The organism is Betaproteobacteria bacterium (assembly GCA_016791345.1).
GTDB lineage: Bacteria > Pseudomonadota > Gammaproteobacteria > Burkholderiales > JAEUMW01 > JAEUMW01.
Map to the genome: position 1 here is coordinate 1 of JAEUMW010000338.1, position 21,858 is coordinate 21,858.

Annotated in this window: 19 protein-coding genes; 12 read left to right on the forward strand and 7 right to left on the reverse strand. The window is 66.8% G+C overall.

From position 1 onward, the window contains the following. Nucleotides 1-708: aldehyde dehydrogenase family protein (locus JNK68_13245; protein MBL8541321.1), on the reverse strand; the 708-nt coding region annotated here is incomplete at its 3' end. 189 nt (nucleotides 709-897) lie between these two features. On the opposite strand from JNK68_13245, the gene JNK68_13250 reads away from it, so the two are divergent. Next, the gene (locus JNK68_13250) at nucleotides 898-1,794 is read left to right on the forward strand and encodes a VacJ family lipoprotein (protein ID MBL8541322.1); all 897 of its coding nucleotides are present in this window, start codon (nucleotides 898-900) and stop codon (nucleotides 1,792-1,794) included. 24 nt (nucleotides 1,795-1,818) lie between these two features. Here the strand turns inward: JNK68_13250 and ettA are convergent, their stop codons facing one another. Further along, a complete protein-coding gene (ettA, locus tag JNK68_13255; GenBank protein ID MBL8541323.1) occupies nucleotides 1,819-3,480 on the reverse strand; it encodes an energy-dependent translational throttle protein EttA in 1,662 nt (553 codons plus the stop codon). A 190-nt stretch (nucleotides 3,481-3,670) separates the two neighbouring features. Here ettA and JNK68_13260 point away from each other — a divergent pair, with 190 nt between their 5' ends. Then, nucleotides 3,671-5,089, forward strand: a complete 1,419-nt coding sequence (locus JNK68_13260; GenBank protein ID MBL8541324.1) for a transporter substrate-binding domain-containing protein — start codon at nucleotides 3,671-3,673, stop codon at nucleotides 5,087-5,089. Between the two features lie 13 nt (nucleotides 5,090-5,102). Here JNK68_13260 and JNK68_13265 read toward each other — a convergent pair whose 3' ends face one another. Beyond that, nucleotides 5,103-5,720 (reverse strand): EF-hand domain-containing protein, encoded by a 618-nt coding sequence (locus JNK68_13265; protein ID MBL8541325.1) that lies wholly within the window; start codon nucleotides 5,718-5,720, stop codon nucleotides 5,103-5,105. A gap of 239 nt (nucleotides 5,721-5,959) precedes the next feature. Between JNK68_13265 and ompR the strand changes: the two genes are divergently transcribed. The 4 genes from ompR to JNK68_13285 all read left to right on the forward strand — a co-directional run bounded on the left by ompR (nucleotide 5,960) and on the right by JNK68_13285 (nucleotide 12,143). Continuing rightward, nucleotides 5,960-6,700: a two-component system response regulator OmpR gene (gene ompR / locus JNK68_13270; GenBank protein ID MBL8541326.1), complete on the forward strand. Its 741-nt coding sequence runs from the start codon at nucleotides 5,960-5,962 to the stop codon at nucleotides 6,698-6,700. 3 nt (nucleotides 6,701-6,703) lie between these two features. After that, nucleotides 6,704-8,089 carry a HAMP domain-containing protein gene (locus JNK68_13275; protein MBL8541327.1) on the forward strand — a complete coding sequence of 462 codons (1,386 nt, stop codon included), beginning with the start codon at nucleotides 6,704-6,706 and terminating at the stop codon, nucleotides 8,087-8,089. Next, complete coding sequence (locus JNK68_13280; protein MBL8541328.1) at nucleotides 8,086-8,526, forward strand: host attachment protein; 441 nt, start codon at nucleotides 8,086-8,088, stop codon at nucleotides 8,524-8,526. The genes JNK68_13275 and JNK68_13280 overlap by 4 nt, the downstream gene beginning before the upstream one ends. Nucleotides 8,527-8,960: 434 nt before the next feature. After that, nucleotides 8,961-12,143: a hypothetical protein gene (locus tag JNK68_13285; protein ID MBL8541329.1), complete on the forward strand. Its 3,183-nt coding sequence runs from the start codon at nucleotides 8,961-8,963 to the stop codon at nucleotides 12,141-12,143. Nucleotides 12,144-12,318: 175 nt separating this feature from the next. Here JNK68_13285 and thpR read toward each other — a convergent pair whose 3' ends face one another. The 3 genes from thpR to JNK68_13300 are packed head-to-tail and all read right to left on the reverse strand — an operon-like array spanning nucleotide 12,319 to nucleotide 14,173. Then, nucleotides 12,319-12,951 carry an RNA 2',3'-cyclic phosphodiesterase gene (gene thpR, locus JNK68_13290; protein MBL8541330.1) on the reverse strand — a complete coding sequence of 211 codons (633 nt, stop codon included), beginning with the start codon at nucleotides 12,949-12,951 and terminating at the stop codon, nucleotides 12,319-12,321. Between the two features lie 14 nt (nucleotides 12,952-12,965). Then, complete coding sequence (locus JNK68_13295; GenBank protein ID MBL8541331.1) at nucleotides 12,966-13,451, reverse strand: 2-C-methyl-D-erythritol 2,4-cyclodiphosphate synthase; 486 nt, start codon at nucleotides 13,449-13,451, stop codon at nucleotides 12,966-12,968. Continuing rightward, on the reverse strand, nucleotides 13,448-14,173 hold the full coding sequence (locus JNK68_13300; protein ID MBL8541332.1) for a 2-C-methyl-D-erythritol 4-phosphate cytidylyltransferase: 726 nt from the start codon (nucleotides 14,171-14,173) through the stop codon (nucleotides 13,448-13,450). Before JNK68_13300 ends, JNK68_13295 begins: the two co-directional genes overlap by 4 nt. 99 nt (nucleotides 14,174-14,272) lie before the next feature. Here JNK68_13300 and JNK68_13305 point away from each other — a divergent pair, with 99 nt between their 5' ends. From JNK68_13305 to JNK68_13330, 6 genes are all read left to right on the forward strand, one after another. Beyond that, entirely contained in the window at nucleotides 14,273-16,735 is a 2,463-nt protein-coding gene (locus tag JNK68_13305; protein ID MBL8541333.1) for an AAA family ATPase, read from the forward strand. Nucleotides 16,736-16,845: 110 nt separating this feature from the next. Beyond that, the gene (gene amrB / locus JNK68_13310) at nucleotides 16,846-17,649 is read left to right on the forward strand and encodes an AmmeMemoRadiSam system protein B (GenBank protein ID MBL8541334.1); all 804 of its coding nucleotides are present in this window, start codon (nucleotides 16,846-16,848) and stop codon (nucleotides 17,647-17,649) included. Then, nucleotides 17,646-18,218: an AmmeMemoRadiSam system protein A gene (amrA, locus tag JNK68_13315; protein ID MBL8541335.1), complete on the forward strand. Its 573-nt coding sequence runs from the start codon at nucleotides 17,646-17,648 to the stop codon at nucleotides 18,216-18,218. Before amrB ends, amrA begins: the two co-directional genes overlap by 4 nt. Next, nucleotides 18,215-19,303: an AmmeMemoRadiSam system radical SAM enzyme gene (gene amrS / locus JNK68_13320; GenBank protein MBL8541336.1), complete on the forward strand. Its 1,089-nt coding sequence runs from the start codon at nucleotides 18,215-18,217 to the stop codon at nucleotides 19,301-19,303. The genes amrA and amrS overlap by 4 nt, the downstream gene beginning before the upstream one ends. A gap of 204 nt (nucleotides 19,304-19,507) precedes the next feature. Continuing rightward, complete coding sequence (locus tag JNK68_13325; protein ID MBL8541337.1) at nucleotides 19,508-20,407, forward strand: class I SAM-dependent methyltransferase; 900 nt, start codon at nucleotides 19,508-19,510, stop codon at nucleotides 20,405-20,407. 137 nt (nucleotides 20,408-20,544) lie between these two features. Next, nucleotides 20,545-21,033 (forward strand): hypothetical protein, encoded by a 489-nt coding sequence (locus tag JNK68_13330; GenBank protein ID MBL8541338.1) that lies wholly within the window; start codon nucleotides 20,545-20,547, stop codon nucleotides 21,031-21,033. Here the strand turns inward: JNK68_13330 and JNK68_13335 are convergent. Further along, nucleotides 21,014-21,820, reverse strand: coding sequence for a DUF4410 domain-containing protein (locus JNK68_13335; protein MBL8541339.1), 807 nt, complete (start codon nucleotides 21,818-21,820; stop codon nucleotides 21,014-21,016). The genes JNK68_13330 and JNK68_13335 overlap by 20 nt on opposite strands. Between the last annotated feature and the right edge of the window lie 38 nt (nucleotides 21,821-21,858).

Here is a 21,858-nt window from a genome sequence, read left to right on the forward strand (position 1 = left end):
CGTCGAGCCGGTGAACGTGAGCTTGCGCACGACCGGGCTTGCGGTCAGAACCTTGCCGATCGCTTCCGCGTCGCCCGTGACGACGTTGAGGACTCCACCCGGAATGCCCGCGCGCTCCGCCAGCACGGCGAGTGCGAGCGCGGAAAGCGGCGTCTGTTCGGCAGGCTTCACCACTATCGTGCATCCCGCGGCGAGCGCTGCACCAACCTTGCGCGTAATCATCGCCGCCGGGAAATTCCAGGGCGTGATGGCAGCACAGACACCCACCGGCTGTTTCAGCACCAGCATGCGTTTGCCATGCTGGATGACCGGCAGCGTTTCGCCGCAGACGCGCTTCGCCTCCTCGCTGAACCATTCCACGAACGATGCCGCATAGGTGACCTCCGCGCGCGCCTCGGCCAGCGGCTTGCCCTGCTCGCGCGTCATGATCATTGCCAGATCATCGCGATGCTCGAGCATGAGATCGAACCAGCGATGCAACAGGTTGGCGCGATCCTTGGCGGTATGGCCGCCCCACTCCACCCGGGCGGCATCCGCCGCGGCGATCGCACGCTGCGTCTCTGCTTCGCGCATGTCCGGAACTGCAGCGATCCGTTCGCCGTTCGCCGGATCGACCACCGCCAGCGTCCCGCCGCCATCGGCCGCTACCCACGCGCCGCCAAGATACGCTGCGCTGCGCAGCAGCGAGGAATCCCGCAACTCGATCATCGATGTCCTCCGCTTTTCCGTTGATCGATTATAGAGTTGGATCGGATTTCGGAACGCAAATTGCTGCGCCGGCAACCGCTGCGGCCGCCCCCAAAGCATCTCGCAATGCCCCTTGCGTTGCGGCCGCGCGACACAGTCTGTTTATAATCCACTCCCGTAACCGTCCTCGCCCACCACCGGATGCCGACCGTGCGACACGCCTCTGCCCCTTCCCTGCCGATTCTCACCGCGGTGCTCGTCGCCGTGGCGCTGCTCGCCGGATGTGCCACCACGAACAAGCGCGATCCACTCGAACCGATGAACCGGATGGTGTTCGCGATCAACAAGGCGGCCGACGTCGCTGTGGTGAAGCCGGTTGCTACCATCTACACACGGCTCACGCCGCAGTTCCTGCGCACCGGGATTTCCAACATGGTCGGCAACATGCGCGACGTGGTCACCGCCGTGAACAGCCTCCTGCAGTTCAAGTTCGGTCAAGCTGGCCGCGATCTCGAGCGCGTGGTGATCAACACGACCTTCGGCCTCGCAGGTTTCTTCGACTTGGCGAGCAGGGATGGTCTCACGCGCAATCGCGAGGACTTCGGTCAGACGCTTGCGGTCTGGGGCATACCGTCAGGCCCCTACCTCGTGCTGCCGCTGGCCGGACCTTCGAGTTTCCGGGATGGAGTCGGACTCGGCGTCGACATCTTCCTCTATCCGCCGACCTGGCTCATCAACGACGTGCGTGCGGCGAACATCGTCTACGGCGCAACCGTAGTGGTGCTGCGGGCTGATGCGCTCGAAGCGCAGGAATTCGTGAGCGAGGCAGCCGTCGACGAGTACTCGTTCGTGCGCGAAGCCTGGATGCAACAGCGCAAGAACCTCATCTGGGACGGCAACCCGCCACGTGAGAACCTCGACGACGACGAGGACGACGATGCCCCCGCGAAGACGGGAGACAGTGTCCCGGCAGCTGCGCCGGCCGCGGCAGAATCCGCTGCACCCGCCGAGACGCTCGACAGCGCGGAGTCCCACGAGCCGGTGACGACTTCTTCCGACGCGCCGGTCACGATCACTGCCGCACCCGCCGCCGCGCCCGTTCCGTGACGAGGCGCCGCCGACAGCGGCGCGCTACTTGAGCGGCTTGAAGCGGATGCGCTTCGGCCGCGCACCTTCCTCGCCCAGGCGCTTCCTCTTGTCCGCTTCGTATTCCTGGTAGTTGCCGTCGAAGAACACGACCCGCGAATCACCCTCGAAGGCCACGATGTGAGTCGCGATGCGATCGAGAAACCACCGGTCGTGCGAGATCACGAGCACCGTGCCGGCGAATTCCAGCAGCGCATCCTCCAGCGCCCGCAGCGTCTCCACGTCGAGATCGTTCGAGGGCTCGTCCAGGAGCAGCACGTTACCGCCTTCGAGCAGCGTCTTGGCGAGGTGCAGCCGCCCGCGCTCGCCGCCGGACAACTGACCGACGAGCTTCTGCTGGTCCGCGCCCTTCAGATTGAAGCGCCCGAGGTAGGCGCGCGACGGCATCTCGAACTTGCCGACGGTGATGAGATCGGCGCCGCCCGAGACGTTCTCCCACACGGTCTTCGCATCGTCGAGCGCCTCCCGCGTCTGCTCGACCACGGCGAGCCGCACCGTGGGGCCGATCACGATCTCGCCGCTGTCGGGCTGCTCCTTGCCTGCAAGCATGCGAAAGAGCGTCGACTTGCCCGCCCCGTTGGGACCGATGATGCCGACGATCGCCCCCGCGGGGATCTTGAACGAGACGCGATCGATCAGCAGTCGGTCGCCGTAGCCCTTGATCACGTCCTTGAGTTCGATCACCTCGTTGCCGAGGCGCTCGGCGACGGGAATGAAGATCTCCTGCGTTTCGTTCCGCTTCTGGTGCTCGTACGACGCGAGTTCCTCGAAGCGTGCGATGCGCGCCTTGCTCTTCGCCTGCCGTGCCTTGGGATTCTGTCGCACCCACTCGAGCTCGGCCTTCATCGTCTTGATGCGTGCGGCCTCCTGCTTCGCTTCGATCTCGAGGCGCTGTTCCTTCTGCTCCAGCCATGACGAATAATTGCCCTGCCACGGAATGCCGTGGCCGCGGTCGAGTTCGAGGATCCATCCCGCCGCGTTGTCGAGGAAGTAGCGATCGTGGGTGACTGCGATCACCGTGCCGGGAAACCGCTGCAGGAAGTGCTCGAGCCACTCCACGCTCTCGGCGTCGAGGTGATTCGTCGGTTCGTCCAGCAGCAGCATGTCAGGCTTCGAGAGCAGCAGGCGGCACAGCGCCACGCGCCGCTTCTCGCCACCGGAGAGCTGCGCCACCTTCGCCTCCCAGGGCGGCAGGCGCAAGGCATCCGCAGCAATTTCCAACAGATGTTCGCTGTCGCCGCCGGCCGTCGCGAGGACCGCTTCGTACTTCGCCTGTTCGCTTGCCAGTCGGTCGAAGTCCGCGTCCGGCTCCGCATAAGCGGCGTAGATCTCGTCGAGCCTGCGCTTCGCCTCCGCGACGTCGCTCATGCCCTCTTCCACCGCCTCGCGCACGCTCTGCCCGGGATCGAGGCGCGGCTCCTGCGGCAGGAAGCCGATGCGCAGACCCGACATCGGCGTCGCCTCACCGTCGAATTCGGCGTCCTCGCCCGCCATGATGCGCAGCAGCGACGACTTGCCGGAACCGTTCAACCCGAGCACGCCGATCTTGGCACCAGGGAAGAACGAGAGGGAGATGTCCTTGAGGATGACGCGCTTGGGTGGAACGACCTTGCTCACCCGGTGCATGCTGAAAACGTATTGGGCCACGGCTCGAAAAACCGGACAATGCCGGTTGCAGGATTACGGAAAAGCCGCATTATCCACGACTCGCCCGGCGCCCGGACACACCTTGCGCTGCGAGCGGGCCGGTCATGACGCAGTCCGCGGCATTGGCTACCATGGGCATGCGCCCGCGTCCGCGCCTGCCGGCCGGCCCACCCCGAGAAGGAGAATTCCAATGCGTGGCCTGATCCTGGCCGCTCTCGTTCTGTTCGCCTGTGCGTCGTCGGCGCAAACGCCGGTCGTCCCCGCCCCGATCTGGAAGGACGACTTCCAGGACATGCTGGAGCGACGTCTGATCCGCGTCGCCGTGCCTTACAGCCGCTCGCTCTACGTGAACGACGGCGGCCGCACACTGGGGCTTTCGGCGCAACTCGCGCGCGATTTCGAGCGCTATCTCAACCGCAAATACCACCAGCGACTCGGCAAGCGTCCGCTCACGGTGCGCCTCCTGCGCACGCCGTGGAACGATCTGCTCCCGGACGTCGCCGACGGCTTTGCCGACGTCGCCGCCGGCAATCTCACCGTGGCCGACAGCCAGTCGAAGCTGGTGGACTTCGTCGCGCTCGCGGACGCGAAGCCCAACCTCGAAGTCGTGCTGACCCGGGTGGACGGTCCCACGATGGACGCCGTCGAAAATCTCGCGGGCAAGAGCATCCACGTGCGCAAGTCATCGCGCTACCAGGAAAGCCTGCAGGTGTTGAACGAGCGCCTGCGCAGGGAAGGCAAGGCGCCGGTGAAGATCGTCCCGGTGCCCGAAGATCTCGATGACGAAGACATGATGGAGATGCTGAACGCCGGCATGCTCGACGTGATCGTCGTCGATGAATGGAAAGCGCGGCTGTGGGCGGGCAGGCTTCCCCGCATCCAGGTGCACGAGCAGGCCGCGGTGGGTGCCGGTGGCATCGTCGGCTGGGCGATCCGGCGTGACAATCCCGAACTGCGCGCGGAACTCGAGTCCTTCTTCGAGGATGTCGGTAAGCGCAAGTACAGGTTCGCGGGCGTCTATGCGCAGGGGCTCAGGCCGCTCCGGAACAACCTTGGCGACGCGGAGCTCAAGCGCCTGCAGGATACGCTCCCGCTCTTCCGGAAGTACGGCGAGGAATACGGCTTCGACCCGCTCCTGCTGGCGGCACAGGCCTACCAGCTGTCGCGGCTCGATCAGACGGCCGAGAGCGTCTACGGCGCCGTCGGCATCATGCAGGTGACACCGGCGGTCGGCGCCGCAATGAAGGTGGGAAACATCCGCACCGTCGAGCCCAACATCCACGCCGCTACCAAGTACATGGACCAGCTCCTCGCCCGCAATTTCGAGGACGCGGAATTATCCGAGACGAACCGCACACTGTTCGCCATCGCCAGCTATCAGGCGGGTGCGCCCGACATCGCCAGGATGCGGACCGAGGCCGAGCGGCGCGGCCTCGATCCGAATCAGTGGTTCAACAACGTCGAGATCGTGACTGCCCAGAAGCTCGGTCTGCGCACGAGCGCCTACGTGCGCGACGTCTACAAGTACTACGTGGCGTACAGGCTCGCCCTCGACGAGCGGCGCATCGTCGGCATGGGTCGCGCGACCGTCGCCACGGTAAGCCGCTAGCCTGTCTCGGTGCTCAGCCGTTGTTCCGGGGCGCGGTTGCCGGGGGCGCCGCCGGAGCCGGCGCGCTGGGCGGACGTGGATGACGTGCGCGTGCCGCCTCCACCTCCGCGACCGTGACGCGCCCGTCGTGGTCCGTGTCGATCTGATCGAAGTGTCGCGCGAGACGCGGCATTCCCTTCTCGGCCTCGCCGCGCGACAGCGTCCCGTCACCGTCGGTATCCGCGCGCTTCCAGGCGGCCTCGAAACGCTCTTTCATCTGCGCGCGGCAGCGCTCCGGATCCTGCCGGCATTGCGCCCGATGCGCCTTTATGGCGTTGCGCATTTCCTCCGGCGTGAGCTTGCCGTCGCCGTTCGCGTCGATGCTGGCAAACTGTTCGGCAAGATGCGGCGCGCCCTTCTCGGCTTCCGCCTTGCTGATGCTGCCATCGCCGTCGCTGTCGAGCTGCTTCCACCGCGACTCGAGACTGTGTCGACCGGCCGGGCCGCAGCCCCTGCCGTCGGGTTTGCCGCGGTCCGGTGTTTGCGCCTGTGCCTCGCTGCCGGGCGATACGGCCGGTGCCGCAACGGCCTGAGAAAGACCCGCCGCGCACAGCGCGACAGCGGCGAGCGTGGCTGACAATCTTGCTTTCATGATGATCTCCAGTGGGTTTTCGCGGTCGATTGCGGTGGCCGCTCGCTTCGGATAACGGCAACGCCGACACCGCGTTGACGCATGGTACGGATCCGGTGTAAGTGCGTTGTTTCCGCCTGCCGCGGTCTGTAACAGATTGTTTCAGTTCCGCTCAGCATTGAGGGATCGTTACAGATGAGGTGCGCGAGGCGAGCGCCGCAGCTAGCATGGGCAGCATCTCAAGATCGCAACACGCCACGATGTCCGAGCGAAGAAAGCGGGTGCTGGTAGTGGACGACGATGCACGTCTGCGCGAACTCCTCCATCGCTATCTCGGCGAGCAGGGCTTCGAGGTTGTGGTGGCAGCAGACGCGGTGATGCTCGGGAAGGTGCTCGCCCGGGAGTCGGTCGACATCGTCATCCTCGATCTCATGCTGCCCGGCGAGGACGGGCTTTCGGTGTGCCGACGCCTGCGCGGCACCGGGCAGACGGTCCCGATCATCATGCTGACGGCGAAGGGCGACGACGTCGACCGCATCCTCGGACTGGAGATGGGCGCCGACGACTATCTGCCGAAGCCGTTCAACCCGCGCGAACTCGTGGCGCGCATCCACGCCGTGCTGCGGCGACAACCACCGCCGATGCATCCCGGGGCACCGCGCGCCGATGAGCCGGCCATCGTCTTCGGCCCCTTCGTCCTCGATCTGGCGACACGCACACTGCGCCGCGATGACGAAGCCATTGCGCTGACGACCGGCGAGTTCGCGCTGCTGCGCGCGCTTGCGACACATCCACGGCAGCCGCTGTCGCGCGAGAAGTTGATGGAGCTTGCGCGCGGTCGCGAGCTGGAGGCGTTCGAGCGCAGCATCGACGTGCAGATATCGCGGCTGCGCCGGCTGATCGAGGAGGACACCGCTCACCCGCGCCACATCCAGACTGTCTGGGGATTCGGGTACGTGTTCGTGCCCGACGGCGAAGCGCCGGGAAACGGGAAGCGCTAGAGGATGTCGCTGCTGCCGCGCTCACTGCTCTGGCGCACGGTGCTGGTGCTGGCGCTCTTACTGATTGCGAGTCAGCTCGTGCTGTTTCAGGTCTTCCGCCTCTCGGACCGCGGTCCCCGTGCGCTGCAACTCGCCGAGCAGATCGCCGGCGTGGTGAACCTGGCTCGCGCCGCGCTCGCCACACCCAACCTCGCCGAGCGCCGGGCGTTGCTGGATGCACTCTCACAGCGGGAGGGCATCAGCGTGCACACGGATGCGCCGCCTGATCCGCCGGAGCACCCGTCGCTGGAGGAACGTCCGGTGCTCCCTCTGCTGCGGCCGGAAGTGTCCCGTCTCATCGGTGAGCCCGCGCGAATAGAGTTCCGGGGACGTCCCACCGCGACCCTCTGGGTCGCCTTCCAGAGCGGGGGCGAGCGCTACTGGGTGTCGATTCCGCGCGCGCGGATCCGCGAGCGCCCCTTCCCGTGGCACTGGGTGGCATGGATCGGCGTCGTGTTTGCGCTCTCGCTCGCGGGAGCGGCACTCATCATCGCGCGCATCAACCAGCCGCTGCGCACGCTCGCAGCGGCGGCCGCGAAGATCGGGCGCCGCGAGCCGGTGCCGCCCCTGTCGGAGCAGGGTCCAACCGAGATCCGGGCGCTCGCGCGCGCGTTCAACGAGATGTCGGCCGACCTTTCGCGCATCGACGCTGACCGCGCGCTGCTGCTTGCCGGGGTGTCACACGACCTGCGCACCCCCCTGGCGCGATTGCGTCTCGCACTCGAGATGGTGGGCACGCGCGATCCGCAACTCAAGGCAGACATGGTGCAGGACATCGAGGACATGGATGCAGCTATCGGTCAATTCCTGGACTTCGCGCGCGACGAAAGCGCAGAACCGCCGACCCCCGGTGCGGATCTGAACGCGGTCGTGCAGCACGTCGCGGCCCGCAGAAGGCTGCCGGATTGCCCGGCACCGCGACTGGAACTCGGCGCCGTGCCGGCGCTTTCCCTGCGTTTGCGGGCGATCGAGCGCCTGATCGTCAACCTCGTCGAGAACGCGCTGCGGCATGGCGGCGGTGACGTGGTGATCGCCACGCGCCGCACGGGCGACAGCGTGATCCTGGCCGTGCTCGATCGCGGCCCGGGAATCCCGTCGACCGAAGTCGAGCGGCTGCTGCAGCCCTTCACGCGCCTCAACGCAGCGCGCAGCACCCCGGGCGCCGGCCTGGGGCTCGCGATCGCCGACCGCATCGCGCGGCTGCACGGCGGTCGCATCGAACTCCTTCCCCGCCCCGGCGGCGGCACGGAAGCACGCGTGACATTCCCCGCCGCCACCGGCGGCGTCGCGCTCGGCGAGGCGGGCTATAATCAGGCGGAGCGCACAGTCACAAGGGAGGACCCAGAATGACCACGACGTGGATACTGGTGGCCAACGCAGCCGCGGCGAGACTTTACGCCAACGAAGGGCCCAAGAAAGGGCTGCGCAAGATCCGGGAGTTCGCTCACCCGGCGAGCCGGGAAAAGGGATCGCAGCTCGTGAGCGATCGGCCCGGACACTTTCAGAGCAACGGCAACGGGCACGGTGCCTACATCTCCGGGCACGCGCCGAAAGAGGTGGAAGCGGAGAACTTCGCCGTGGAGTTGTGCAAGGCCCTCGATCACGGTCGCACGAGCAACGCCTATCAACGCCTCATCCTGGTGTCGGCGCCGGGATTTCTGGGGCTGATCAAGGGGCACCTGAGCCACCATGTGAAGCAACTCGTCTCCGAGATCTTCGAGAAGGACTACACCAAGATCGATGAGCGCGCCCTTGCGGGGCATCTCGAGACCTGCATCTATCTCTGACGCAAGCCGCCAGATCACCTCGGCCGGGCTCGTCCAGTCGGCCTAGTCCGACCCGAAGACGGTGCAGGTGCGTTCGAATTCCTTTTGGAAATCAGGGGAAGAGAACGAATCTCTCAAATTGTCAGATTTGCTTTTGAAGCACAGCCGTGCCATTAATCAGGGCGGCGAGGCGAGCGCAGCGGGTCGATTATGACGCAAGGTGCATAACCACCGGCCCGCGAGAGGAATCGGGCTAGCCTGGCCAGCTCACAAGAAAAAGGTGGAAGGCGCGTGCACCAAACGATCGATGGAAGCGGTCCGGACAGACGCCGGTCCAGTGGCGTCGTTCGCGAAGGGCGAGCGGTCGCATCCCGCAGGGCCGATGCAACGGCGCTACGGCACGTTCGCCTGAACGCGACTGCAGCATTTCCTTGCCCGACGGACCGGAGTGCCTGATGGAGCGCTCCGCGCCGCGGCTTGCCAAGTTCACGCCGCCGGTCGCTGCCGACCTGGTCGCGCGACCCCAGCTCTTTGCGCGGCTCGACCGTGCCGGCAAGCACACGGCGATCTGGGTGACCGGACCGGCGGGGGCCGGCAAGACGGCGCTGGTCGCGTCGTGGCTCGCAGTCGGCGGCCATCGCTACGTGTGGTACTGCCTGGATGAAAGCGACGCAGAACCCGCCACCTTCTTCCGCAATCTCGAAATCGCGGCGAATCTCGATGCAGATACGGCAAGTACCATCCCCCGGTTCAGCAACGAGGCTCTGCCTGCGCTCGATATCTTCGCACGGCATTACTTCGAGGCTCTTTTCGGACTCTGGGATCCGCCGTGGATCCTCGTGCTCGACGATTTTGCGAAAGTGGCCTCGAGTCCCGCGCTGCAGACGATCATCGAGGCCGCGCTGAAGAGCATGACGCTTGGCGGCACGCTTCTCACCCTGAGCCGCGAGGAACCGTCGGCGCGGTTCGCGCGCTGGCAGGCGAGCCGCGAGCTGTGCGTCATCGGCTGGAACGAGCTCAGGTTGACCGACGCGGACGGCGCAGCGCTGGTGCGGCGCTGGGGCTACGATGCCGAGGAGATGAAGCCCCTCATCGAAGCCTCTGGCGGATGGCCGGCCGGACTCACCTTGATGCTGAGTGCATTCAAGGAGGGAACTCCCCTGCCGCAGGCGGGATCGCTTCCGCCACCGATCCTGTTCGACTTCTTTGCCCAAGAGAGCTTCGAGAAGGCCACGCCCGCCCAGCGTAGTTTCCTGCTGCGTACCGCGTTCCTGCCGCACACGACCGCCGCGCTCGCGGCGCGCGTCTCCGGAGAGGCGGATGCGGGCACCGTTCTCTCGGAGCTTCACCGCCGGAACATGTTCACCGAGCGCCGCGGCAGCAACGACGGTGCGTATGAATACCATCCGCTGTACCGCCGTTTCCTGATCGAGCGGGCGCGCGCCAAATGGCCACCCGACGAGTTCCGGCACCGGCGACGCGAGGCCGCCGTGCTGCTGGAAGAGAACGGACAGATCGAGGCAGCCGCCGAGCTCTACATCGACGGCGGTGACTGGAATGATCTGGCACAACTCATTCGCCGCCATGCGTGGCGGCTCGTCGTCCAGGCGCGACACCGGACGCTCTCATCGTGGCTGGGAGCGATGCCGGAAGCCGTCGTGGCAGGCTCACCCTGGCTTTCGCTGCGCAAGGGCAACTGCGAGCTCCTGCGCGATCCTGCGTGCGGTTATGAGTGGCTCGAGCGCGCATATGCCCGCTTCAAGGAAGAAGACGATCCCATAGGGCTTTACGTGACCTGGTCGGCGGTCATGGAAAGCTTCACGCTGCAATGGGCTTCCTTCACCGAGGTCGATCGGTGGATCACCGAACTCGAAGAGTTGCGCAGGCGCCACCCCGATTATCCGAGCACCGATATCGAGGTGCGCGTGCTCAACGGCGGGGTTGCCATCATGGTACGCAGGCTCGATCACCCGATACTGCGGCAGTGGTCGAAGCGCGCGCACGAGCTGATCCAGGTGCTGCCGGATCCGCACCAGCGCGCGCAGCTCGCAACCTTTGCCATGATGTACGCCCTGTGGCGTGGTGACCTCCGGGGCGCCCGCGTGATCCGCGCCGAGATAGAGGCCGTGTCTGCGACGCGCGGTGTCGCACCGCTCACGGCACAGCAGTGCCTGATGTGGGAAATCATCCAGGACGTGCTCGACGCGAACGTCGGGCATGCCCTGGAGGTCACGCAAAAGGCGCTTGCACTCGCCGAGAGGAGCGGGGTACATGTGCTCGACGTCTGGCACTGCTACCACGCGGCCAACGCCGCCCTGGTGGCCGGCGACGTCACGCTCGCGGAACAGTATGCCGATCGGATGCAGACCGCCTTGACCCCGACGCAGTTCATGAACAAGGTCAAGTATCAGTATCTGCGTGCCGCGATTCTGCTCCACCGCGGCGAGGTGCGGCGCGCGGTGGACTTGGCCGAGGAGTATCTGCCGCTCGCCGATGCTCTCGGCTCTGCGGTGCGCGGCGCGATGTTCCGCGTGCAGCTCGGGTTCACCCTGATCGCCGACGGTGAGCACGTCCGCGCCCGTGACATGCTGGCCCAAGCGCTCAAGCTCGCAGAATCGACGGGGAGTGCACTCGTGCGCTTTACCGCCCTGTGCGCCCTCGCCCGCTCGCTGCTTGCCAATGGTGAACATGAAGCGGGTCTCACCACGCTGCAGCGCGCCTTCGCGCTCGGCGCCGAGCAGGACTACATGACGCTCTATCCGGTCGCCGCACCGGGCGTCATGGCCCAGCTGTGCAGCCGGGCCCTCGACGCCGGAATCGAACCCGACTACGTGCGGCGCCTGATCACCCGACTCGGCCTCACCCCGACCTCACCGACGGTGCAGGAGTGGCCGTGGCCGGTGCGCATCTACACCCTCGGACGCTTCGCGGTCGAACGTCACGGCAAGGCCTTGCGTTCCTCCGGCAAGGCTCAGCACAAGCCCCTCGACCTGCTCAAGGCGCTCATCGCACTCGGTCGGGAGGTCAATACGCGCCAGATTACCGAGGCGCTGTGGCCGGACGCCGACGGCGACGCCGCACAGGGGGCGTTCGATGCCACGTTGCACCGTCTGCGCCGGTTGATCGATGTCGAAAATGCGGTCCTCCTTAAAGACGGCAAGCTCAGCTTGAACGACCAGATCTGCTGGGTCGATGCCTGGGCCTTCGAACAGGCATGCCGACAGGAGGACGGCACGGAGATCTCGACCGAAACTCTCGGTGTCCCCTGCGACGCGCGCTTCATCCGCAGGCTTTACCGCGGCGCGTTCATGGCGACCGAGGACGATCAGCCGTGGATGCTGCAGGCACGCGAACGGCTACGCGCGCTGTTCCGCCGCCGCGTCATGGCGATCGGTCAGGCGCTGGAGCAACGCTATCAGTGGGACCAGGCGATCGACCTCTACCAGCACGCGCTCGACATCGACCCCTTGGCGGAGGAGGCCTACCAGCGCCTCATGCTGGCACAGCGGGAACTCGGTCGGCTCGCCGACGCGCTCGACATTTACCGGCGCTGCCGCGAGACGCTCTCGCACTCGCTCGGCATACGTCCTTCGGCGACGACGGAAGCGATCCTGCGCAGTCTGCGCGACCTGCCCTGATACCCGACGCGGATATGCGATATACATGTCCGCGTGAGATTTTCAGACACCGAAATACGTAAGGGATTCGTAAGTACTGCACCGGTAGACTTCCATCCAGCTGCGGAAAACACGTACTACCCCTCGGGAAAAACTGGACGCGATTTTCCCAACCGCGAATCTCCTGGCGCGGGCTTTAACGTTTTCCGCAGCTTTTTTCCCCTCCGCAACGACCCTCTGTTTCCGTGTTTGCCATCGCGTCGTCATCAGGCGAGGCACTTTGGTGCGGCGTGAGCGGCCAGCGCCCGGCGACCCGATAGCGCGAACCCCCCGGTCCGAGCTGCGATTCGACCAGGACGAAGTCCCTGACTTCCCATGAGAACCTCCCGCATGGAGCTGCTGCCGGTTGCCCGGCGTCGCGGATCAGGGTGACATGCGGAAAGTACGACCGCGCCTCGATCTCCAATCCGGCCCCAGGCAGGCTCTCCGCCAGTTCTCGTGCCAGCGTCGCGAGACTCTCCGGAATCCTGCCCGGTGCCGCCCACACCAGGCGCTTCCGCGGCCAGTAACCGGGTGCGTCGAAATCGAGGGTGAAGGCCGGAACCGTGAGCCTTCCGGCGAGCGCGCGCACCATCGGCAGCTGCCCGAGCGGCACTTTGCCAAGAAACGCGAGTGTCACGTGCAACTGCTCGTCGCGCGTGCGTCGACCGCCGCAGCTTCGATGCAGGTCGGCCGCCCAGCGGCCCAGATGCGCGCGCGCTGCGGCGTCCGGCCACAGCGCGAAGAAGAGCCGAACGTGCGCCGTGTCAGCGATGGGGCGAGATCCCATCTCCGGGCTGGGTTCTATTCGACCCAGATCTCGGCAATGAGGGCGGCCGCTTCTGCGACGATCCCTTCGCCGCGGCCGATGAAGCCGAGCCGCTCGGCGGTCTTCGCCTTCACGTTGACGGCATTCGCGGGAACCGCGAGATCGGCAGCGATGTTCTCGACCATTGCCGGGATGTAGCGCGCGAGGCGCGGCGTTTCCGTGATGACCGTGGAGTCGACGTTGACCACGCGGAAACCGTGCTCGGCGAGTAGTCGCGCTGTCTCGCGCAGGAGCACGCGGCTGTCGACACCGCGGTAGCGCGGATCGGTATCCGGAAAATGACGTCCGATATCGCCCAGCGCCGCCGCCCCGAGCAGCGCGTCGGTCACCGCGTGCAGCAGGACGTCGGCATCGGAGTGGCCGGCCAGACCACGGTCGAACGGTATCTCGACCCCACCGATGACGAGGCGCCGACCCGCGACCAGCGCATGCACGTCGAAACCCTGGCCGACTCTCATCATCGCAGCGCCGTCTTCAGGATGAGCTCAGCGAGCGCGAGATCCTGCGGATAGGTGACCTTGAGGTTGCGGCTGTCGCCCATGACGAGCCGCGGCCGGTGACCCAGATGCTCGATGGCCGATGCCTCGTCCGTCACCACGGCGTCGGTGCCGGCGTGGCTCAAGGCGTCCACGAGCAACCGGTAGCGAAACATCTGCGGTGTCTGCGCCTGCCACAGGTCGGCGCGCGACTCGGTCCGCAGCACGCGCCCGTCGGCATCGCCGCGCTTGAGCGTGTCCGCCACCGGCAGTGCCAGCAGACCGCCCACTGCATCGTCGTCGACCTCCTGCTTCAGTCTCTGCAGGAGCTCGCCGTCGATGCACGGCCGCGCCGCATCGTGCACGAGCACCCAGTCGTCATCGGCGACCTCGCCCGCCATCGCCCGCAGGCCGGCAAGCACGCTGGCGGCACGCGTCTCGCCGCCGCAGTGCAGTGCGACCAGGCGTGCGCCAAGGGCACGCCAGTCCTGGCGGCGGTAACGTTCGTCCGTCGGCGACAGCACGAGAAAAACGCGTGCGATGAAGCCCGCATCGACCAGCGGCCGCACCGCGTGGTAGAGCAGCGAGTGATCCAGCAGCGGCAGATACTGCTTCGGGAGTGTTCCGCCCATGCGGGCGCCGTAGCCCGCCGCGGGAACCAGTGCGAAATAGCGGCTCACGTCTATCGCCGATCGAAAGCGCGCCATTATCGGCCGGCTCTCCGGCCGCTCGCAACCTTTTGTAACCCGCCCGGATCATCGCTCGCGAGCACCGGCCGCTCCGATCCCCTTGCCCGCTGCGTTATCATGGAATCGCCCGCACCGTCCGCATGTCGGCGCCTGGAGGCAAGAGAAGACGCCGTGAAGCCGCTTACCCCCGATCAACTGGTTCGGCGCTGCGACCCCGCCTCGTTCCCCTTCGAAACCACGGCCGAACTGCCGGACGTGGACGCGTTCTTCGGTCAGCAGCGGGCCGTCGACGCCGTGCGCTTCGGGATCGGGATGCGCCACGAGGGCTTCAACCTCTACGTGATGGGCCCGCCGGGGATTGGCAAGCAGACCCTCGTCGAGCGCTGTCTGGCGGCGGAGGCTGCACATCGACCTGCCCCCTCGGACTGGTGCTATGTCATGAACTTCGCGGATGCACGCAGGCCGCGGGCGCTGCGGCTGCCAGCGGGGCGCGGTGAGGGTCTGCGCCGTGACATGGCGGATTTCGTGGACGAACTGAAGGCGGCGATCCCGGCGATCTTCGCGAGCGAGGAGTACCGCACTCGCCGCGAAGCGATCGACCAGACCTACGCCGAACGCGAGCAGACGTCTTTCCGGGCGCTCGGCGAGGAGGCGCAGAAGCTCGGTATCGCCGTGCTGCGCACGCCGGGCGGCTTCACGCTCGCGCCGCTCAAGGACGGCGAGGTGATCGATGCGGACGCGTACGAAAAGCTGCCGGAGGATGAAAAGGCGATCAGCGACGCGCATCTCGCCGACCTTCAGGAGCGTCTGCACAGATTTCTTGCCGGTCTGCCTCGCTGGGGGCGCGAGCACCGCGAGCACATCCGGACACTCAACCAGGAGTTTGCGCGGCATGCGGTGGATCACGTCATCGACGATGTCCGATCCGCTTTCCGGGACCTGCCGCAGGTACTGGAGTACCTCGACCAGGTCCGCGCCGACATCGTCGACAACGCGGAATTCTTCCTCAAGGCGGAAGTGCCCGCCCCGCAGCCCGGAACGGGAGCCGATCCGGCAAGCATACTGCGGCGCTATCAGGTCAACCTCATCATCGACCACGGCGGCGCACAGGGTCCTCCGGTCGTGCTGCTCGACCATTGCGCACTGCCCGATCTCGTGGGCCGGGTCGAGCACGTCGCCCAGCTTGGCGCGCTCGTCACGGACTTCTCTCTGATCAAGGCGGGCGCCCTGCATCGTGCCCACGGCGGCTATCTGCTGCTCGATGTCGTGAAACTGCTGACGCAGCCCTTCGCATGGGAGGCGTTGAAGCGCTGCCTGCGCAGCGGCAAGGTCCACATCGATGCGCTGGCCGATCACTGGGGATTGGCACCGACCGTTTCGCTGGAGCCGGAGCCGCTGCCGCTCGACGCGAAGATCGTCCTGTTCGGTGACCGCCTCTTCTATTACCTGCTGCACGAGTACGACCCCGACTTCCGCGAGCTCTTCAAGGTGCAGGCGGACTTCTCCGAGCGCATTCCCCGCACCGCGGAAGGCATCGAGTTCTACGCCCGGTTCGCCGCCACGGTCGGCCGGCGCGACGGGCTGGTTCCTCTTGACCGCAGTGCCGTTGCCGGGCTGGTCGAATACGGCGCCCGCCGCAGCGAAGACGGCCAGAAGCTTTCGACGCACCTCCAGGATCTCGCCGATCTGCTGCGCGAAATCGACTACTGGGCGCGCGCCGCGGGCAAGTCGATCGCCGGACGCGACGAGGTCGAGCGCGCCATCACCGCCCGCATGGCCCGGGCGGACCGTCTGCGCGACGAAGTCCACGACGCCATCCTCCGCGACATCCTCGTCATCGATTCGACAGGCATGCGGGTGGCTCAGGTCAACGGCCTGTCGGTGCTGCGCCTGGGCGATTTCGAGTTCGCCGAGCCCACCCGTATCACCGCGACGGTACGCCTGGGCGAGGGAGACGTCCTCGACATTCAGCGCGAAGTGGAGATGGGCGGCGCCCTCCACTCCAAGGGGGTCATGATTCTCGCCTCCTTCCTGGGCGCGCGCTTCGCCCGCACGGCACCCCTCTCGCTCGCGGCGAGCCTCGTCTTCGAACAGACGTACGATTCTGTCGAAGGCGATAGCGCCTCGCTGGCCGAACTCTGTGCGCTGCTGTCGGCGCTCGCGGAAGTGCCGCTGCGGCAGTCGCTCGCCGTCACCGGATCCATCGACCAGCACGGCCGGGTGCAGGCAATCGGCGCCGTCAACGAGAAGATCGAGGGCTTCTTCGATCTTTGCGCGAAGCGTGGCCTCACCGGCGCGGAGGGCGTTCTGATCCCGGCGGCGAACGTCGATCAGTTGATGCTGCGCCAGGACGTCGTCGACGCCGCGCGCGAGGGCCGCTTCGCGGTCTATGCAGTAGCCACCGTCGACGAGGCCATCGAGCTCCTCACCGGCCTGCCGGCAGGCGCGCCCGACGCCCGCGGCGTGATGGCCGAGCACGGCATCAACGCCCGGGTGCAGACGCGGCTGCACGAGTTCTCCCTGGTGCGGCGCGATTTCGGGCGTCGCGGCAAGCATCGCTTCATGCGCCACCACGACTGATGCCGTTTGCGACCCTCGCCGGCGCGCGCAGGAAATTTCCGGGATGCACTCTTGATTCACCCGGCGCCGGCCCCACTCCGTTTACTAGAATTAGAGGAGGAGGTTCCTTCATGACTGCGATTCGCCCAACCGCGGTAGCCGGTTTCTTCTACCCGGCAGAGGCCGGTACGCTCGCCCGCGATGTGGAGACGATGCTGGCTGCGGTGCAGCCGGACGCCGGCACCTGTGGCGTGCCGAAGGCGATCATCGCCCCCCACGCCGGCTACGTGTACTCGGGCCCCATTGCCGCCAGCGCCTACGCACGCTTGCGCCCGGCACGCGAGCGGATCCGCCGCGTGGTCCTGCTCGGCCCGACACATCGCACGCCGGTGCGCGGGCTCGCCATCCCCGCCGCCACCGCGTTTTCGACCCCGCTCGGCCCGGTTGCCGTGGACCGCGCAGCGCTCGCATCGATTGCCGATCTGCCGCAGGTGATCGTGAGCGACAGCGCCCATGCGCTCGAACATTCGCTGGAGGTCCATCTGCCGTTCCTGCAGCGCGTGCTGGAATGCTTCTCCGTCGCGCCCTTCGCCGTCGGGCGGGCGTCCGCGGCCGAGGTTGCCGAAGTGCTCGATTGCCTGTGGGGCGGCGAGGAGACACTGATCGTCGTGAGTTCCGATCTCTCTCACTACCTGCCCTATGCCGTCGCCCGCGAGGCCGACCGCCAGACCGTGGATGCGATCCTCGGCCTCGATGCCGTGATCGACCATGAGCACGCGTGCGGCGGCACACCGGTGAACGGCTTGCTGCTCGCTGCCCGGCGTCACGGCCTGCGGGCGCACCTGCTCGATCTGCGCAACTCCGGTGACACGGCGGGCGACCGCGGCCGCGTCGTCGGCTATTGCAGTGTCGCGTTCGAGGAGGCACCGGCGTGACGCAGGGGCGAAGCGTCGTCCTGCTCGCGATCGCCCGGGCGGCGATCGCCAACGAGCTGGGCAGCGCGGTCAGTGCATGTGAAGACGCCCCCTGGCTCGCGACGCCGGGCGCCACGTTCGTCACCTTGAGAAAGCACGGCGCGCTGCGCGGCTGCATCGGCAGCCTGGAAGCGTATCGGCCGCTGCTCGTCGACCTGAAGGCGAATGCGCTCGCGGCCGCATTTCGCGATCCGCGCTTCGCTCCCCTGCAGCGCGACGAGCTTGGTGAGGTGCGCATCGAGGTGTCGCTGCTCTCCCTGCTGCAGCCGATCGAATGCACGAGTGAGGCGGACGCGCTCGCGCGTCTCAAACCCTTCGAGGACGGGGTGGTGCTGCAGTGCGGCGCCGCGCACGGCACCTTCCTGCCCCAGGTGTGGGCGGACCTGCCGGAACCGGCGCTCTTCCTGCGCGAGCTCAAGCGCAAGGCCGGCCTGCCGGCGTCGTTCTGGGAAAGCGGCATTCGGCTCTCGCGCTACAGCGTCGCCAAGTACGCCGAAGACGACGTGGCGGTGGCACCCCTACCCGCATGAGCGACGCATACCCCGGGCGGTGGTGGCACCCCCTGGCCGACGGCCGCATCCAGTGCGACCTGTGTCCGCGCGACTGCCGGCTGCACGAAGGCCAGCGCGGCGCGTGCTTCGTGCGCGCCATGGAAGACGGGCGCATGGTGCTCACGACCTATGGCCGCTCCTCGGGCTTTTGCGTCGATCCGATCGAGAAGAAGCCGCTCAACCACTTCCATCCCGGCAGCGCCATCCTCTCCTTCGGCACCGCGGGCTGCAATCTCGCGTGCAAGTTCTGTCAGAACTGGGACATCTCGAAATCGAAGGACATGGACCGGCTCGCCGACCAGGCCTCGCCCGAGGCGATCGCCCGCGCCGCCGTCGAATACGACTGCCGTAGCGTCGCCTTCACGTACAACGACCCGGTGATCTTCGCCGAGTACGCCATGGACGTCGCGGACGCCTGTCACGAGCAGGGGATCCAGACCGTGGCAGTCACTGCGGGGTACATGCACGCCGCGCCGCGGCGCGAGTTCTACGCCAAGATGGACGCGGCGAACGTCGACCTGAAAGCGTTCACGGACGACTTCTATTTCAGGCTGACGGGTGCACATCTGCAGCCGGTGCTCGACACGCTGACCTATCTCAGGCACGAAACCCGGGTCTGGTTCGAGATCACGACACTGCTCATCCCGGGTCGCAACGACTCCAACACGGAAATCCGGGCGGCGTGCCAGTGGATCATGAAGGAGCTCGGGCCCGACGTGCCATTGCACTTCAGCGCCTTCCATCCCGACTACAAGATGGGAGACGTGCCGCCGACACCCCCCTCCACGCTGACGCGGGCGCGCCACATCGCGCTCGAAGAAGGGCTGCATTACGTCTACACGGGCAACGTGCACGACCTCGACGGCGGCACGACGAACTGCCCGACCTGTGCGCTGCCGCTGATCGGGCGCGACTGGTATCGCATCGCAGCCTATCGTCTCACGCCGGACGGTCGCTGCCCCGACTGTGGAACCGCCATTGCCGGCCGCTTCGGAGCGTTCGAGCAGCCGTTCGGGCACCGCCGCATTCCGGTTGCGATCGGTCGCGCACGCAAGGCCTGTTGAGGCACCCGCCGATGGCGCTGCGGCGCTGCGGATCCACTGCAGCCTGATCGCGCCGCGTGCGCCGCAACCGGACGGGCGCCAGTGGTAGACTTCGGACTTGCCCACACCGGAATCGAACGATTGTCTCAGCCTCTCGCCTCGGCCGAATCGTGCACCATCCCCTGCAACCTCTGCGGCTCGCAGAGCGTGGATGTCGTCTCGACCCTGGATCGCGATCGCAAGCCCTTGCGCACCGTCATCTGCCGCAGCTGCGGACTGGTCTGGAGCGACCCGCGGCCGGTGGACGCGCGCAGCTTCTACGAGCATGAGTACCGCGTGCAGTTCAAGGGGGCGTTCAACCCCAAGCCCAAGCACGTCTACCGCGGTGGCTTGGTGGCGATCGACCGCTACGAGAAGATCAGGAGCTATCTCACCGGGCGCAATACGCTGCTCGACATCGGATCGGGCGCCGGCGAGTTCCTCTATCTGATGACGCGCGCCGGCTTCAAGGGCGTCGGTGTCGAGCCCAACCTCGGCTATGGCGGCTACTCGCGCGACGAGTACGGCATCGAAGTGCTGCCTGGCTTCGCGCAGGACCACCAGTTTTCCGATGCGAGCTTCGACACGATCACCATGTGGCACGTGCTCGAACACACCGAGGATCCGCTGACGAACATCAGGCTCGTCAAGCGCTGGCTCAAACCCGATGGTCTGCTCGTGATCGAGGTGCCGAACGTCGAGGCCACCTGCCTGGCACCCATCCATCGCTTTCACATCGACCACCTCTACAACTTCAACCGCGAGAACCTGGCCGCCATCGGCGAGAAGGCCGGCTTGCACTGCGCCGAGGTCCGGCTCTCCCACGACAACGGCAACCTCACGGCGTTCTACCTCGAGAAAGGCGATGCGCCGCGCCAGGACTGCCGGATCCCGGGCAACTACGAGCGCATCGCCAGCGCGATTCGCGCGCACACCCCGCTCATGCATTACACGCAGGCCTACCCCTATCAGCGCTTTGTCGGGCGCATGCATCGCATCGTGGACGAGAAGCGGGCGGAACGGGAGTTCTCCGGCGGCCGCCGCTGCCTGGACGATCTCTTCGCCCGGGTCATTCCCCCGCACTGATTCCCGCTCTGGCACCCTTCCTGCACGTCCCGTCGCCGACCCGCAGCAGCGTACGCAGACAGGCATCCAACGCCGAATCGTCGTGCACGCTGCCGAAGTCGCGACAGTTCACAGCAGGAACGGGGGTTACGATGGGGATGAGGAGTTCCGATCTCGAACGCACGCTGCACCGCCTCGCGCTGGTGGAACGCCGTCTGGACCGCCTGGAAGCGATGCTGCGAGAGCGGCCGCCCGCGAGTGACTCGACCCACTCCGACACGCACGGCGGCGATACCGTCTTCCTCGGCACGGAGCACGCCCTCGAATTCCCGGAGATCCGACTGCACCTCACCGAGCCGCCGCCGGCCTCACCCGCCAGGCAATCCGCCCCGACGATCTGTGAGGCACGCGCCGCGGTCGAAGCCTATCCGCATCTGCTGCAGCCCCTCACCACGCTGTGGGGGCATCCCGAATTCGATCGCTACGTGAGCCGGTTGCTCGTCGACGACCGCGGCGGCCGCAAGGGCTTCGCCGCCGAGGTGGTCGAGGAACTCCTCTTCCTCGCACAGCTCAACCACGAGTTCTGCCCGAACTGGGGCCCGCGCGATCCCTGGGCGGACTCGCAGTTCATCGGCGACCGCCTCTAGCGCGGCGGCGCCGTCTCGGCTCTCCGCGGACGCGTGCCGCGCGGGACAACGACAGCCCGCCTTCCCGCTTCCGTCGGCGGTTTGCGGATCCCTGCCGGTCCGCAACCCGGGCCCGAAGCTCCACGATCCTGTCCGCGATCGCCTGTGCCACTGACTTGACCTCGCGCTCGGGCGCGCCCTTCTCCAGCACGAACTTAGCGCCGACGATGTAAGGGTTGCGCGACAGCAACCCGCTCGGCAACCGATCGGGATCGGTCGCCGTACCCAGGATCACGAAGGGGGCGTCGGGCTGATCGGCGAGATCGCTCACGGCCACCTGCACCTCCATCCGCGGCGCGCCGGCACCGAAGCCGACCACCGTGCGCCTCACCGCACTGCCCTCGGCAGCCTCGGTGAACACCCCGCGCACGAGCCATCCCGACGCTGGCAGCGGAGTGCCCGATACGAGCCGCCGCGCCGGCACGCCAGCCCGATTCAGATCGTCGATGAGCGATCGGGCCGTGAGATCGACGATCGCCGCCGCCTGTTCCGCGGGATCGCGGCTCTGTCCGGGCAGTTCCAGCAGCCGCGGACGGTCGCTGCCGGCCTCCTGCGCCTGCGTATCGAGCCGGAAATCCGCGACGTAGACCACGCGCGGCACCGACACCTCGGGGTGCGGCGTGCCGCCTTGCTGCGCCACGTGCGTACTCCCCAGCACCGCATCGCGCACCGGACCGCGCCGCTGCGCGCAACTGGACGACACCAAGACGGCTAGCAACATGATGACGACGAGCAATGGTCGACTCAAGATTGTCCTCCTTCGTGGCATATACCGGAGCTCGCTTC